This is a genomic window from Klebsiella sp. 18074, from assembly GCF_902705905.1.
In the GTDB taxonomy this organism is placed as follows: Bacteria; Pseudomonadota; Gammaproteobacteria; order Enterobacterales; family Enterobacteriaceae; genus Klebsiella; species Klebsiella terrigena.
This window is the reverse complement of the sequence record NZ_CACSIS010000052.1, coordinates 1-13309: the sequence shown is the minus strand read 5'-3', so window position 1 is coordinate 13309 and position 13309 is coordinate 1. Positions and strand designations below refer to the sequence as shown.

The 13309-nt window shown below is 56.5% G+C and carries 13 protein-coding genes and 1 other annotated feature; of the genes, 3 read left to right on the top strand and 10 right to left on the bottom strand.

Going from position 1 to position 13309, the window contains the following annotated elements; genetic code table 11:
* The 3 genes from GVK32_RS27740 to tal form a co-directional block, all read right to left on the bottom strand.
* The coding region (locus GVK32_RS27740) for an MFS transporter (RefSeq protein ID WP_159887072.1) at positions 1–1249 on the bottom strand (1249 nt) is incomplete at its 3' end.
* Positions 1250–1371: 122 nt separating this feature from the next.
* Positions 1372–1959 (bottom strand): molybdopterin adenylyltransferase, encoded by a 588-nt coding sequence (mog, locus tag GVK32_RS27735; protein ID WP_159869840.1) that lies wholly within the window; start codon positions 1957–1959, stop codon positions 1372–1374.
* 109 nt (positions 1960–2068) lie between these two features.
* A complete protein-coding gene (tal, locus tag GVK32_RS27730) occupies positions 2069–3022 on the bottom strand; it encodes a transaldolase (RefSeq protein ID WP_123710163.1) in 954 nt (317 codons plus the stop codon).
* A gap of 202 nt (positions 3023–3224) precedes the next feature.
* Between tal and GVK32_RS27725 the strand changes: the two genes are divergently transcribed.
* A complete protein-coding gene (locus GVK32_RS27725; RefSeq protein ID WP_159869842.1) occupies positions 3225–4658 on the top strand; it encodes a sodium:alanine symporter family protein in 1434 nt (477 codons plus the stop codon).
* A gap of 77 nt (positions 4659–4735) precedes the next feature.
* Entirely contained in the window at positions 4736–5509 is a 774-nt protein-coding gene (gene yaaA, locus GVK32_RS27720) for a peroxide stress protein YaaA (RefSeq protein WP_159869844.1), read from the top strand.
* A gap of 40 nt (positions 5510–5549) precedes the next feature.
* Here the strand turns inward: yaaA and GVK32_RS27715 are convergent, their stop codons facing one another.
* The 7 genes from GVK32_RS27715 to yjjY form a co-directional block, all read right to left on the bottom strand.
* Positions 5550–5843, bottom strand: coding sequence for a DUF2502 domain-containing protein (locus tag GVK32_RS27715; RefSeq protein WP_159869846.1), 294 nt, complete (start codon positions 5841–5843; stop codon positions 5550–5552).
* Between the two features lie 201 nt (positions 5844–6044).
* Positions 6045–7331: a threonine synthase gene (gene thrC, locus GVK32_RS27710; protein ID WP_159869848.1), complete on the bottom strand. Its 1287-nt coding sequence runs from the start codon at positions 7329–7331 to the stop codon at positions 6045–6047.
* A gap of 3 nt (positions 7332–7334) precedes the next feature.
* Positions 7335–8264, bottom strand: a complete 930-nt coding sequence (gene thrB / locus GVK32_RS27705; protein ID WP_159869850.1) for a homoserine kinase — start codon at positions 8262–8264, stop codon at positions 7335–7337.
* 1 nt (position 8265) lies between these two features.
* Positions 8266–10728, bottom strand: a complete 2463-nt coding sequence (gene thrA / locus GVK32_RS27700) for a bifunctional aspartate kinase/homoserine dehydrogenase I (RefSeq protein ID WP_159869852.1) — start codon at positions 10726–10728, stop codon at positions 8266–8268.
* Positions 10729–10753: 25 nt separating this feature from the next.
* Positions 10754–10871, bottom strand: a sequence feature (Thr leader region).
* On the bottom strand, positions 10810–10878 hold the full coding sequence (thrL, locus tag GVK32_RS27695) for a thr operon leader peptide (protein WP_071845000.1): 69 nt from the start codon (positions 10876–10878) through the stop codon (positions 10810–10812). It overlaps the preceding feature by 62 nt.
* A gap of 212 nt (positions 10879–11090) precedes the next feature.
* A complete protein-coding gene (locus tag GVK32_RS27690) occupies positions 11091–11777 on the bottom strand; it encodes a tRNA/rRNA methyltransferase (protein ID WP_159869854.1) in 687 nt (228 codons plus the stop codon).
* Between the two features lie 397 nt (positions 11778–12174).
* Positions 12175–12315 carry a protein YjjY gene (gene yjjY / locus GVK32_RS27685; protein WP_049268126.1) on the bottom strand — a complete coding sequence of 47 codons (141 nt, stop codon included), beginning with the start codon at positions 12313–12315 and terminating at the stop codon, positions 12175–12177.
* A gap of 95 nt (positions 12316–12410) precedes the next feature.
* Here yjjY and arcA point away from each other — a divergent pair, with 95 nt between their 5' ends.
* Positions 12411–13127, top strand: coding sequence for a two-component system response regulator ArcA (gene arcA / locus GVK32_RS27680; RefSeq protein ID WP_002887843.1), 717 nt, complete (start codon positions 12411–12413; stop codon positions 13125–13127).
* Positions 13128–13309: the final 182 nt, after the last annotated feature.

The following is a 13309-nucleotide window of genomic DNA, read 5'->3' as shown; positions in this document are numbered from 1 at the left end:
GCCAAATCCCCAGCCCCAGCCCCATCAGCGACAGCGCCAGCACGTACCACGCCGGAGCCATCGGCGACACGCCCATTAGCATCGTGACGGCAATCGGCGTCAGACCGCCGAAAATGGCGTAGGAGACGTTGTACGAGAATGAAATACCGGTAAAACGCACCTCCGCCGGGAAGGCGCGAACCATAACGTAAGGCACCGCCCCGACAACTCCAACGCACAGCCCAACGGTGCCGTACAGCAGGAAAAGCTGTTCAGGCGAAGTGCCGGAAAGGTGGTAGAACGCCCAGCTGGAGACTGCCAGCAGAAGGCTGCCGACGATAAAAGTCCGGCTGGCGCCAAAGCGATCGGCCGCCAGGCCTGCCAGCAGGCAGCCGACACACAGCATAATCGTCGCAATACTATTCGCCTGCAGAGTCACCGCTGGGGCAAAGCCGTAATGCTTTTGCAGCCACACCGGCGACATCAAAATGACCACCACCACGCCCGCGGATAAGAGCCAGGTCAGCAGCATTGAAACCACGACGGCCTTCTGATGCTTCAGCACCACCGATTTAACCGGCAGCTCCTGGGCTAATGCTTTGCGCTGCTGCATCTCGAGGAATATCGGCGTTTCCTGCAGCCAGCGACGTAAATACATCGCCACCAGGCCGAATACGCCGCCCAGCAGGAAAGGAATACGCCAGCCACCGTCGTGGATGCCCTGCGGCGTCAGGCTGGTATTAATCAGCGTCGCCACCACCGACCCCAGCAGGATCCCCACCGTTAAGCCAGCCGTCAGCGTGCCGCAGGCGATACCGATTTTTTTCTCCGGCACGTGCTCCGCAACAAACACCCAGGCGCCGGGGACTTCCCCCCCAATCGCCGCCCCCTGCAGCACGCGCATCAGCAGCAGCAGCAGCGGAGCAACGATCCCCATCGATTCATAGGTCGGCAGCAGTCCGATCGCCAGCGTCGGCAGCGCCATCAGTAAAATGCTCAAGGTAAACATTTTCTTGCGCCCGACCAGATCGCCAAAGTGGGCCATGATAATGCCGCCGAGAGGACGCGCCAGATAGCCGGCGGCGAAAATGCCGAAGGTCTGCACCTGGCGCAGCCACTCCGGAATATCGGCCGGGAAGAAGAGCTCACCGACAACGGCGGCAAAGAAGACGAAGATAATGAAGTCGTAAAACTCCAGCGCCCCGCCAAGGGCGGCCAGCGTCAGAGTTTTATAGTCTTGTCGATTCAGAGGTCGGGTATGTTGTGACATAACGAGCTGTTCATCCAGAGGTTTGTAGGTGTTATCACGCAACGTGTAAAGTAAAAAACACTATATCGTAAATAAAACAGCACACCACCAGGATTGCAGGTTATGTCAGGAAAGCATCAAATTCAGGATAAACTTTCGCGTCTCGCGCTTTTTGGGCGAAAAGCCGCTACCACGTCCGGCGCAGTCTCGACATAAGGCCCCTCAAGCAGCTGTACACAATACGGTACACTTGCAAAAACGCCGTGCACCAGCACCTGGCCATCGGCAGCTTTGACCCCTTCAAGGGTTTCCTGAATCGCCTTTGGCTGACCGGGCAGATTGAGGATCAGCGCCTGCTTACGGATCACCCCAACCTGGCGGGAGAGAATGGCCGTCGGGACGAAGTGCAGGCTCACCTGACGCATCTGCTCGCCAAAGCCCGGCATGACGCGATCGGCAACTGCCAGCGTCGCATCCGGCGTCACGTCTCGTCGCGCAGGGCCGGTACCGCCGGTAGTTAACACCAGATGGCAGCCCATTTCGTCAACCAGCTCGCACAGCGTTTGCTCGATAATCACCTGCTCATCGGGGATCAAGCGAGTCTGGAGCTCAAAAGGGGTCGTCAGCGCACGCGCCAGCCACTCTTCAAGTGCCGGGATGCCTTTATCCTGATAAACGCCGCTGGAGGCGCGATCGGAGATGGAAACTAAGCCGATTCGTAAGGTATTCATCGTTGTTCCGTTCAAATAGTGCAGTTAGACGGAATAATACACGCTGGGAGGAGATACAGACAGGGCTCAAAAGAAGTAGCGTGACCGGGAGCCCGGCCACGCGCAATGATTACAGCAGATCGCCGATCATTTTTTCCAGTTTTTCCTGGTCGATAGCAAACTTACGAATGCCTTCCGCCAGTTTATCTACCGCCATCGGATCCTGGTTGTGCTGCCACAGGAACTGAGATTCGGTGATGCGTTCCGGACGGGCTTTCACTTCGCCGCTGAAGGTCAGCTTACGTTCGATAGCACCTTCGCTTTCGGCCAGCTCTTTCAGCAGCGCCGGCGCGATGGTCAGACGGTCACAGCCGGCCAGCTCGAGGATTTCGCCGACGTTACGGAAGCTTGCGCCCATTACGACGGTTTCATAGCCGTGCTGCTTGTAGTATTCGTAGATTTCGCTGACGGAAACCACGCCCGGATCTTCCGCCGGCGCATACTCTTTCTTATCCGTGTTCGCTTTGTACCAGTCGAGGATACGGCCTACGAACGGAGAAATCAGGAATACGCCCGCTTCCGCACAGGCGCGAGCCTGAGCGAAGGAGAACAGCAGGGTCAGGTTACAGTTGATGCCTTCTTTTTCCAGCTGCTCGGCGGCGCAGATACCCTGCCAGGTAGAAGCCAGTTTGATCAGAATGCGATCGTTGCCGATGCCCGCATCGTTGTACAGCTTGATGATGCGTTTAGCTTTAGCGATGGATGCCGTGGTGTCATAGGAGAGACGGGCATCAACTTCGGTAGAAATACGGCCTGGAATCAGCTTAAGGATTTCGAGACCAATGTTCACCGCCAGCTTATCGGAAGCATCGATAATCTGCTGCGCGCGATCGCTGCTCTGAGCGCGGGCCCAGACGATAGCGTCATCAATCAGTTTACGGTACTCAGGGATCTGAGCAGCGCCAAGAATCAAAGAAGGGTTAGTCGTGGCGTCCTGAGGCTGATACAGCTTCATTGCCGCAATATCTCCGGTATCAGCTACGACAGTGGTGTACTGACGCAGAGAAGTCAATTTATCCGTCATGATAGTGTTCTCTTAAACAGCAGTTAAGGGGATGTAACCGGTCTGCCAAGATGATAACACGCTGCCGGGTCAGCGCAACTGCGGACCATGCAAGAGCGCAGAGTGTGATAAACTGAACGAATTAATTCTCTGAATGTTAAAGGATTGTCACTAAAATGGTAACGCTTACACTAGCTTACCAACATGGACAAGAGGATGCTTAATGCCTGACTTTTTCTCATTTATCAATGAAATACTCTGGGGTTCAGTAATGATTTATCTATTACTGGGTGCCGGCGTATGGTTTACCTGGCGGACGAAATGTATTCAGTTCCGTTATGTTAGCCAGTTTGGGAAAAGTTTGCGCAAAAGCCTCCTGCCCCAGCCCGACGGCTTAACCTCTTTTCAGGCCCTGTGCACCAGCCTGGCCGCCCGCGTCGGGAGCGGCAACCTGGCCGGCGTGGCGCTGGCTATCGCCGCCGGCGGGCCGGGCGCCGTATTCTGGATGTGGGTCTCTGCGCTGCTCGGGATGGCCTGCAGCTTCGCCGAATGCTCCCTTGCCCAGCTCTACAAAGAACGCGATGCGCAGGGGCAATTTCGCGGCGGTCCCGCGTGGTATATGTCCCGAGGCTTAGGGATGCGCTGGATGGGCGTGCTGTTTTCAATCCTGCTGCTGCTCGCCTATGGCGTTATTTTTAACACCGTTCAGGCCAACTCGGTGGCTCATGCGATGACCTATGCCTTCGATCTGCCCGGCGTTATCACCGGCGGCGTGCTGGCGGTGCTCACCCTGTTGGTTATCGTTCGCGGCTTGCGCAACGTGGCAAAGATCCTGCAATGGTTCGTCCCGCTGATGGCAGGGCTGTGGGTCGCCGCCAGCCTGCTCATCGGCCTGTGGCATATCACCGCCCTGCCGGCAATTTTTAACACCATTTTCCGCTGCGCGTTCGGCTGGCAGGAAGCCGCCGCCGGCGCGGTGGGCTATACCATCAGCCAGGTGCTAACCAGCGGTTTTCAGCGCGGAATGTTCTCTAACGAAGCGGGAATGGGCTCAACGCCTAACGCCGCAGCCGCCGCAGCCTCCTGGCCTCCGCACCCGGCGGCTCATGGGATCGTCCAGATGATTGGCGTTTTTATTGATACCGTTGTTATCTGCACCGCCAGCGCGGTGATTATCATGCTGGCACCGCGAGCACGCGGAGGAGAGGATGCCGCTAACGGCATTCAGGCCATTCAGCATGCAATGAGCGGGCTTGTCGGCGGCTGGGGCGCCGGCTTTGTCGCCGTCATCGTGCTGCTCTTTGCCTTTAGCTCCATCGTGGCGAACTACATTTATGCTGAAAATAACCTGATTTTTCTGCGCTTTAATAGCCCCCGCTGCATCTGGGCGCTGCGGATTATCACCATCCTGATGGTCTTAACGGGAACGATGATGAGCCTCCCGGTCGTCTGGCGGCTGGCGGATATTATTATGGCGCTGATGGCCATTACCAACCTGACGGCCATCCTCCTGCTGTCACCCACGGTACGCCTGCTTGCCAGCGATTATCTCCACCAGCGACGACTGGGCGTGCAGCCCACGTTTGACGCCACGCGCTATCCGGAAATTCGCCAGCAGCTGGCGCCGGGAACCTGGGACGGGCCGCCGCGCAAATAGCGCAACAATCGCAGCTATCGATCCCTCCGCGGTCTTTTTTTGGTAAAATCGCCGAAAATCTCCTGCAAGGACTGGATATGCTGATTCTGATTTCACCTGCTAAGACGCTCGATTATCAAAGCCCGCTGGCGACGACGCGCTACACCCAGCCCGAGCTACTGGAGTATTCCCAACAGCTTATCGGCGTGGCGCGCCAGCTTTCAGCACCGCAGATAGGCAAGCTGATGGGCATCAGCGATAAGCTGGCGGATCTGAACGCCACCCGTTTTCACGACTGGCATCCCGAATTCACGCCAAAAAACGCCCGCCAGGCCATTCTGGCCTTTAAGGGCGACGTCTACACCGGGCTGCAGGCGGAAACCTTCGACGAGGCGGATTTCGATTTCGCCCAGCAGCACCTGCGTATGCTCTCCGGCCTGTACGGCGTGCTGCGCCCGCTGGATCTGATGCAGCCCTATCGTCTGGAAATGGGAATTAAGCTAGAAAACGCGAAGGGCAAAGATCTCTACCACTTCTGGGATGAGACGATTACCGATACGCTGAATCAGGCGCTGAAAGCCCAGGGTGACGACGTGGTGATTAATCTCGCCTCCGACGAATACTTCCGGTCGGTCAAGACGAAGCGGCTGCAGGGGCAGATTATTAAGCCGGTGTTCCTCGATGAGAAAAACGGCAAGTTCAAAGTGATCAGCTTCTACGCCAAGAAAGCGCGCGGCTTGATGAGCCGCTATATCATTGAGAACCGCTTAACCCAGCCGGAGCAGCTCACGCGCTTCGACAGCGACGGATACTTCTTCGACGCCGATGCTTCCGATAAAGGCGAAATGGTCTTTAAACGCCACGAACGCTAACCCGCTTCCCGGCCGCCAACCTGCCGGCCGGGAGCGTCGCTTAGCGGTGGTGCCAGCCGCGATCCGGACCGCGATCGCGATCGTCGTCATGGCGTTCGCGCGGGTGATAACGACGATCGTCATGCGGATGCCAGCGGTTGTCGCGCCAGTCGTAATGGTGTCCCCACCACTCGCGATCGCGCCAGTGGCCGCCGTCCCAATAGTTGCCGGAGTTATCGCGATCGCCGATCTGCAGTTTTATGGCCGGAACCAGCGTAATTTCAGCGGCGTGGACGGCCGCAGGAGCCACCAGCAGCATCGAAAGCGCAAGGATCACAGATTTCAGCTTTGACATAGGTTTCCCCTTTGTTAACAGTACCCGCAATGGGTCGATAGCCCAAGGTTAGCCCTGCGCAACGGCGCTTGTTATTCTCCGCAATCCTATTCTTCAGCCCCCGGCATTTATTGATAATTCATGCATAATTTCTCCTTTTTTGGGCGTAAAAAAACCGGGCATCCGCCCGGTTTACGTCATAAAAGTCGTCCGTTACCGTCGTTACGCTTTCGCCATCATCAGCTCGCGCAGCGCCGCATAGTCCGCAGGCAGGTTATGCGACAGCAGCGGCAGGTCGGCGCGGTCCGCCAGCTCTTTCGGCAGCGGCAGCGTCTCCTGCAGGATCTCTTCAACGCTCTCCTTGAACTTCGCCGGATGCGCGGTACCGAGGAACAGGCCGTATTCCCCCGGCTGCAGCTGGTCGCGCAGCGCGCGCCAGGCGATGGCCGCATGCGGCTCCGAGGTGTAGCCGATGGCTTTCAGCTCGCGCATCGCCTCTTTGGTCGTCTCGTCGTCTACGGCCGCGTAGCCCAGCTCGTTCAGACGCCAGGTTTTACGGCGGAACAGCTCTTCCACGCGCGGCCAGTTGTTAGGCTGGCTGACATCCATCGCGTTGGACAGTGTCGCCTGGGTGACCTTCGGCGCCCAGTTGCCATCCTGCAGGAAGCGAGGCACGGTATCGTTGGCGTTGGTGGCGGCGATAAAGCGCTTAACCGGCAGGCCCAAAGACTTCGCCAGCAGGCCGGCGGTGAGGTCGCCGAAGTTGCCGCTTGGCACCGAAATCACCAGCTGATTACGCGCTTCCTGAGGCAGTTGCGCGACCGCTTCAAAGTAGTAGCAAATCTGCGCCAGAAGACGGCTGATGTTAATCGAGTTCGCAGAGTTCAGGCCCAGCGCGACTTTCAGCTCTTCGTCGTCGAAGGCCTGTTTAACCAGCGCCTGGCAGGCGTCGAAGTCGCCGTCGATAGCCACGGTTTCAATGTTGCCACCCAGGGTGCAGAACAGCTTCTCCTGCAGCGGGCTAATCTTGCCGCGCGGATAGAGAATCACCACCTTCACGTTTGGCAGACCGTAGAACGCGTGGGCTACCGCCGCGCCGGTATCGCCGGAGGTCGCCGTCAGGATAGTCACCGGCTTGTCGCCCGCGATATGGGTCAGCATCTGGGCCATGAAGCGGCCGCCGAAGTCTTTAAACGCCAGCGTCGGGCCGTGGAACAGCTCGAGGCAGCCGACATCATCCTGCACCTTGCTGACCGGAGCCGGGAAGGTGAAGGCCGCGCCAATGCGCTCCTGCAGGACCGCCTGCGGGATCTCTTCGGCAATAAATGCCGACAGGATCTTCGCGCTGCGGGCGACAAAATCCAGCGCCAGCATGTCATCAATTTCAGTCAGGCTAAATTCCGGCAGATCGTGCGGGAAGAACAGCCCCTGATGCTTGCCAAGCCCCTGCGTGACGGCCTGCGCAAAGCTGACCTGTTCGTTATGATCTTTTAAGTTATAGAGTTTCATTGGTTATCCCACTACTCGTGCGCCCGCCGTGTCCAGCCGGCAAATATGAACAAAGCCTTCATGATTCTGCAGATAATGCGTACCCAGCCAGTCGGCGACACGCTGCGCGGTTTCCGGCTTATCGCACAGCGCAAACAGCGTCGGGCCAGAGCCAGAGATCCCGCAGGCCTGCGCGCCAATCTCCATCGCCGCCTGCCGCGCTTCGTTGAAGCCTGGCAGCAGTTTGGTGCGATAGGGCTCGGCAATCACATCTTTCATCAATTTCGCTGCCAGCTGCGGCTGGCGGGTATAGCAGGCGTGAATAAAGCCCGCCAGGTGGCGGCCGTGCGCAATACAATCCTGCCGACGATACTGGGCCGGCAGGATGGCGCGCGCTTCCGCCGTCGAAACTTTAATTCCAGGGTACGCCAGCACCCACAGCCATTCGTCAAAGCCGGGTACCTGCTGGCTGATGATGTCGTTCTCTTCGATCATCAGCTGCATGCCGCCCAGATAGCACGGGGCGACGTTGTCGTAGTGGATACTGCCGGAGATGCGCCCTTCCATCTCGCCCATCAGCGCCAGCATCCGCGTTTCGTTCAGCGGCTTGCCGCAGAATTCATTCATCGCCACCAGCGCCGCTACCACTGAACAGGCGCTGGAGCCGAGGCCGGAGCCAATCGGCATATTTTTTTCCAGCACCATCGCCACCGGAACCTTTCTGCCAATCTCTTCGCAAAAACGCTCCCAGCACTGATAAACGATATTCTCCTGCGCCGCCGCCGGCAGCTTGCTGGCAAAGCGACCGACGTTTTGCAGGCTGAAGCTTGCGGCCGCCTCAACCGAGACGTTGTCCCCCAGCAGCGTACCGTCAACCGGCGTCACCGCCGCGCCCAGGACATCAAACCCGACGCTCATATTGGCACTGGAAGCCGGGGCATATACTTTGACCATCTTAAACTCCTAACTTCCATGACAGGGTACGCAGCAGGTCGGCGAATACGCCGGCCGCGGTCACATCGTTACCCGCGCCATAGCCGCGCAGCACCAGCGGCAGCGGCTGATAATAGTGGCTGTAAAAGGCCAGCGCGTTCTCACCGTTTTTGACTTTAAACAGCGGATCGTTTCCGTCAACCGCGGCAATTTTCACGCGGCAGGTTCCATCCTCTTCGATGTTACCGACGTAACGCAAGACTTTACCTTCATCGCGCGCTTTCGCCACCCGCGAAGCGAATTCGTTATCCAGCGCTGGCAGGCGCGCTATAAAGCTCTCAACGTCGCCGCTGGCATCAAACGCTTCAGGCAGGGCCGACTCAACGATAATGTCCGACAGCTCCAGCTCACGACCGGTCTCACGGGCCAGGATCAGCAGCTTGCGGGCAACGTCGACGCCGGAAAGATCGTCGCGCGGATCCGGTTCGGTATAGCCCATATCTCGTGCCAGCGTCGTCGCAGCGGACAGCGTCATCCCCTCGTCCAGCTTACCGAAGATAAACGACAGCGAGCCGGAGAGGATACCGGAGAAGTGCAGCAGTTCGTCACCGGCGTTGAGCAGGTTCTGCAGGTTCTCGATAACCGGCAGACCGGCACCGACGTTAGTGTCGTAGAGGAATTTGCGTCGGGAACTGCTCGCCGCGTGACGCAGCTGATGGTAGTAATCCAGCGATGAGGTGTTGGCCTTTTTGTTCGGCGTCACCACGTGGAAACCTTCGCGCAGGAAATCGGCGTACTGATCGGCGACCGCCTGGCTCGAGGTACAGTCAACGATCACCGGGTTCAGCAGATGATACTCTTTCACCAGGCGGATCAGGCGGCCCAGATTAAGCGACTCTTTCGCTTCGGCCAGCTCAGCGCGCCAGTTTTCCAGATTCAGACCGTGGACGCTGGTCAGCAGAGCCTGGGAATTGGCGACGCCGCACACGCGCAGGTCGATATGCTTGTTCTTCAGCCAGCCCTGCTGACGCTTGATTTGCTCAATCAGCGCGCCACCAACGCCGCCAACGCCGATAACAAACACCTCGATGACCTGGTCGGTGTTGAACAGCATCTGGTGGGTGACGCGTACCCCGGTGGTGGCGTCATCATTGCTGACCACTACGGAGATAGAGCGTTCGGAAGAGCCCTGGGCAATCGCCACGATATTGATATTGGCGCGCGCCAGCGCCGCGAAGAACTTGGCCGAAATACCGCGCAGGGTGCGCATACCGTCGCCGACGACGGAAATGATTGCCAGGCGATCCATGATGGAGAGCGGCTCCAGCTGTCCCTCTTTCAGCTCCAGATAGAACTCCTCTTCCATCACCCGTTTTGCCCGGGCGCAGTCGCTTTGCGGCACGCAGAAGCTGATGCTGTACTCAGAAGAGGACTGGGTGATCAGGACCACCGAAATGCCTGCGCGGGACATGGTGGCGAAAACGCGAGCGGCCATGCCGACCATTCCCTTCATCCCCGGACCGGAGACGTTGAACATCGCCATATTATTGAGGTTGGAGATCCCCTTAACCGGTAGGCCGTCTTCATCAAGGCTGGCGCCGATAAGCGTACCTGGCGCCTGCGGATTGCCGGTATTTTTGATCAGGCAAGGGATCTGGAACTGAGCGATAGGCGCAATGGTGCGCGGGTGCAGAACCTTAGCGCCAAAGTAGGAGAGCTCCATCGCTTCCTGATAGGACATCGACTTCAGCAGCCGGGCGTCCGGTACCTGACGCGGATCGCAGGTGTAAACGCCGTCGACGTCAGTCCAGATTTCACAACAGTCGGCGCGCAGGCAGGCGGCGAGTACGGCGGCAGAATAGTCGGAGCCGTTACGGCCCAGAACCACCAGCTCGCCCTTTTCGTTACCGGCAGTAAAACCGGCCATCAGCACCATATGGTCCGCTGGGATCTGGCTGGCGGCAATGCGGCGGGTTGATTCGGTAATATCGACGGTGGATTCGAGGTAGTGGCCCACGGCCAGCAGTTTTTCGACGGGGTTAATCACGCTGACCTTATGGCCACGCGCTTCAAGAAGGCCGGCCATGATCGCGATGGAGAGCTTCTCTCCGCGGCAAATCAGCGCAGCGTTAACGCTATCCGGGCACTGACCAAGCAGGCTGATGCCGTGCAGCACGTGCTTTATCTGGGAAAACTCCTGCTCGACGAAGGTTTTCAGCTGCGCCAGCGCAAAGCCCGGCTGAGCATCGGCGAGACCCTGCAGCAGTTCAGCAAAAATGCGTTCAGCGTCAGCGATATTGGTGAGCGCATCCTGGCCGCCGATGGTTTTTTCAATCATCGCGACCAGATGGTTGGTAATTTTCGCCGGGGCAGACAGTACGGTCGCTACCTGCCCCTGCCTGGCATTGCTCTCCAGAATATCGGCAACACGCAGAAAACGTTCTGCATTTGCCACTGATGTACCGCCGAACTTCAACACGCGCATGGTTGTTACCCCTAGATTTTTTGTCGAAAAAAAAGCCCGCACTGTTCAGGTGCGGGCTTTTTTCTGTGTTTCCTGTACGCGTCAGCCCGCACCGTTACCTGTGGTAATAGTGGTGGTGATAATCGTTGTAATCATGCCGATGCGTTTCATGGATGTTGTGTACTCTGTAATTTTTATCTGTCTGTGTCCTGTGCCTATATTGGTTAAAGTATCTGCCGAGTTAAGTCAATGAATTTCTGTTTTTCGCCGGTTTTGACGCACCTGGGCAATGCGCCAGAATGCACCGGTCATTCATCCCTGTTCACGCAGTCTCACGCCATCAATCAGCATAAAAAACCATACATAAAACTTATGGCAGAACTTTACTCCTGTAGGTTTTTTTCAATATCGTGCAGCAAACGATGGAGCATTGCCGTATCTCGCTGCTGCAAAAGTCCAATCCGCTGCTGTAGCCAGTCGGTGAGTTTGACGTCTTCAGCGACGCCAAGCCGGGTCAACAATTCGAGGGTTCGCAAACGCAGCGCCTGCAGCTGGTTTTCATCGACGCTGGCGCAAACGGCCGACGCCTGCTGAACCAGCGAGGTCAGCTGATAGCAGTAAACCATCACCGACTGGCCGAGGTTGAGCGACGGATAGTCGGCGACCATCGGCACGCCGGTCAACACGTCGGCAAGGGCCAGCTCCTCGTTGGTCAGGCCGGAATCTTCCCGACCAAACACCAGCGCCGCGTGGTTCATCCACTGCGCCTTTTCCTCCATCAGCGGCAGGAGCTGCTGCGGGGTGGCGTAGTAGTGGAAGCGCGCCCGGCTGCGGGCCGTGGTGGCGACCGTAAAATCGACATCGTACAGCGCCTGCTCCAGCGTTGAATAAGTGCTTATATTATCGAGAATATCTCCGGATCCATGGGCGACCCAGCGCGCGGCAGGCTGCAAATGGGCATCGCTTTCGACGATCCGCAGATCGCTAAAACCCATCGTTTTCATCGCTCGCGCGGCCGCGCCAACGTTTTCTGCCCGAGCCGGGGATACTAATACAATAGATACGCGCATTGTGGTTCTCTTCTACTCTCTCAGGGGGCGAAAATGAAAGTTACCCCTCATTTTACGCGGCGAAAATTTACAAATTTGCAACAAATATCACTAAAATTGCGTTCGATCACCCATAAAAAAAACTAAACTATTTCCAACTAACCGCGACACGAGGTATGTTAACAGAACGCTTTTATCCATATGTTTGCCAATGATATTTCGCTTCGGATACCGTTTCAGGCATTGGATTCAGCATATTTATCAGTTTCCCCACGCAACCATTTGAGCTGCGTAAGATTTGTAACTACAAATAGCATTTCAATACGATGATTTCACAAGACTGTTAACGTGCTACAATTGAACTTGATATATGTCAACGAAGCGTAGTTTTATTGGGTGTTCAGCCTCTCTTAGCCTGTTATATTGCTGTTAAAATGGTTAGGATGACAGCCGTTTTTGACACCGTCGGGTCCAGAGGGAAAGTACCCACGACCAAGCTAATGATGTTGTTGACGTTGATGGAAAGTGCATCAAGAACGCAATTACGTACTTTAGTCATGTTACGCCGGACATGTTAATTTGCGACATGTACCAGGCAGGTCAGGGACTTTGGTACTTCCTGTTTCGATTTAGTTGGCAATTTAGGTAGCAAACATGCAGACCCCGCACATTCTTATCGTTGAAGACGAGTTGGTAACACGCAACACGTTAAAAAGTATTTTCGAAGCAGAAGGTTATGATGTGTTCGAAGCGACCGATGGCGCGGAAATGCATCAGATCCTGTCTGAAAATGATATCAACCTGGTAATCATGGATATTAACCTGCCGGGTAAAAATGGTCTCCTGCTGGCGCGTGAACTGCGCGAACAGGCGGACGTCGCGCTGATGTTCCTTACCGGCCGCGATAATGAAGTTGATAAGATTTTGGGCCTCGAAATTGGCGCAGATGACTATATCACCAAGCCATTCAACCCACGTGAACTGACTATTCGCGCGCGCAACCTGCTCTCACGTACCATGAATCTCGGTACCGTTAGCGAAGAGCGTCGCAGCGTAGAAAGCTACAAGTTCAACGGCTGGGAACTGGATATCAACAGCCGTTCTCTGGTCAGCCCGAACGGTGAGCAGTACAAGCTGCCGCGCAGTGAATTCCGCGCAATGCTGCACTTCTGCGAAAACCCGGGCAAAATCCAGTCACGCGCTGAACTGCTGAAGAAAATGACCGGCCGTGAGCTTAAGCCGCACGACCGTACCGTAGACGTGACCATCCGTCGCATTCGTAAGCATTTTGAATCTACTCCGGATACGCCGGAAATCATCGCTACCATTCACGGTGAAGGTTACCGCTTCTGTGGCGATCTGCAGGAATAATTAACTATTCCCGCAGCAGTAACGTAAAACGGCGCCAGAGGCGCCGTTTTTTTATACCTGAATGAACACCACCTCCTATGGAGGTGGTCAGCAAAAAGTTGGCTCTGCCAGTAATGCTACTCATGGGAAAATCCGAATCTGTTATCCCCATAACTGATAAGGATTTAACCATGAGTAGATTC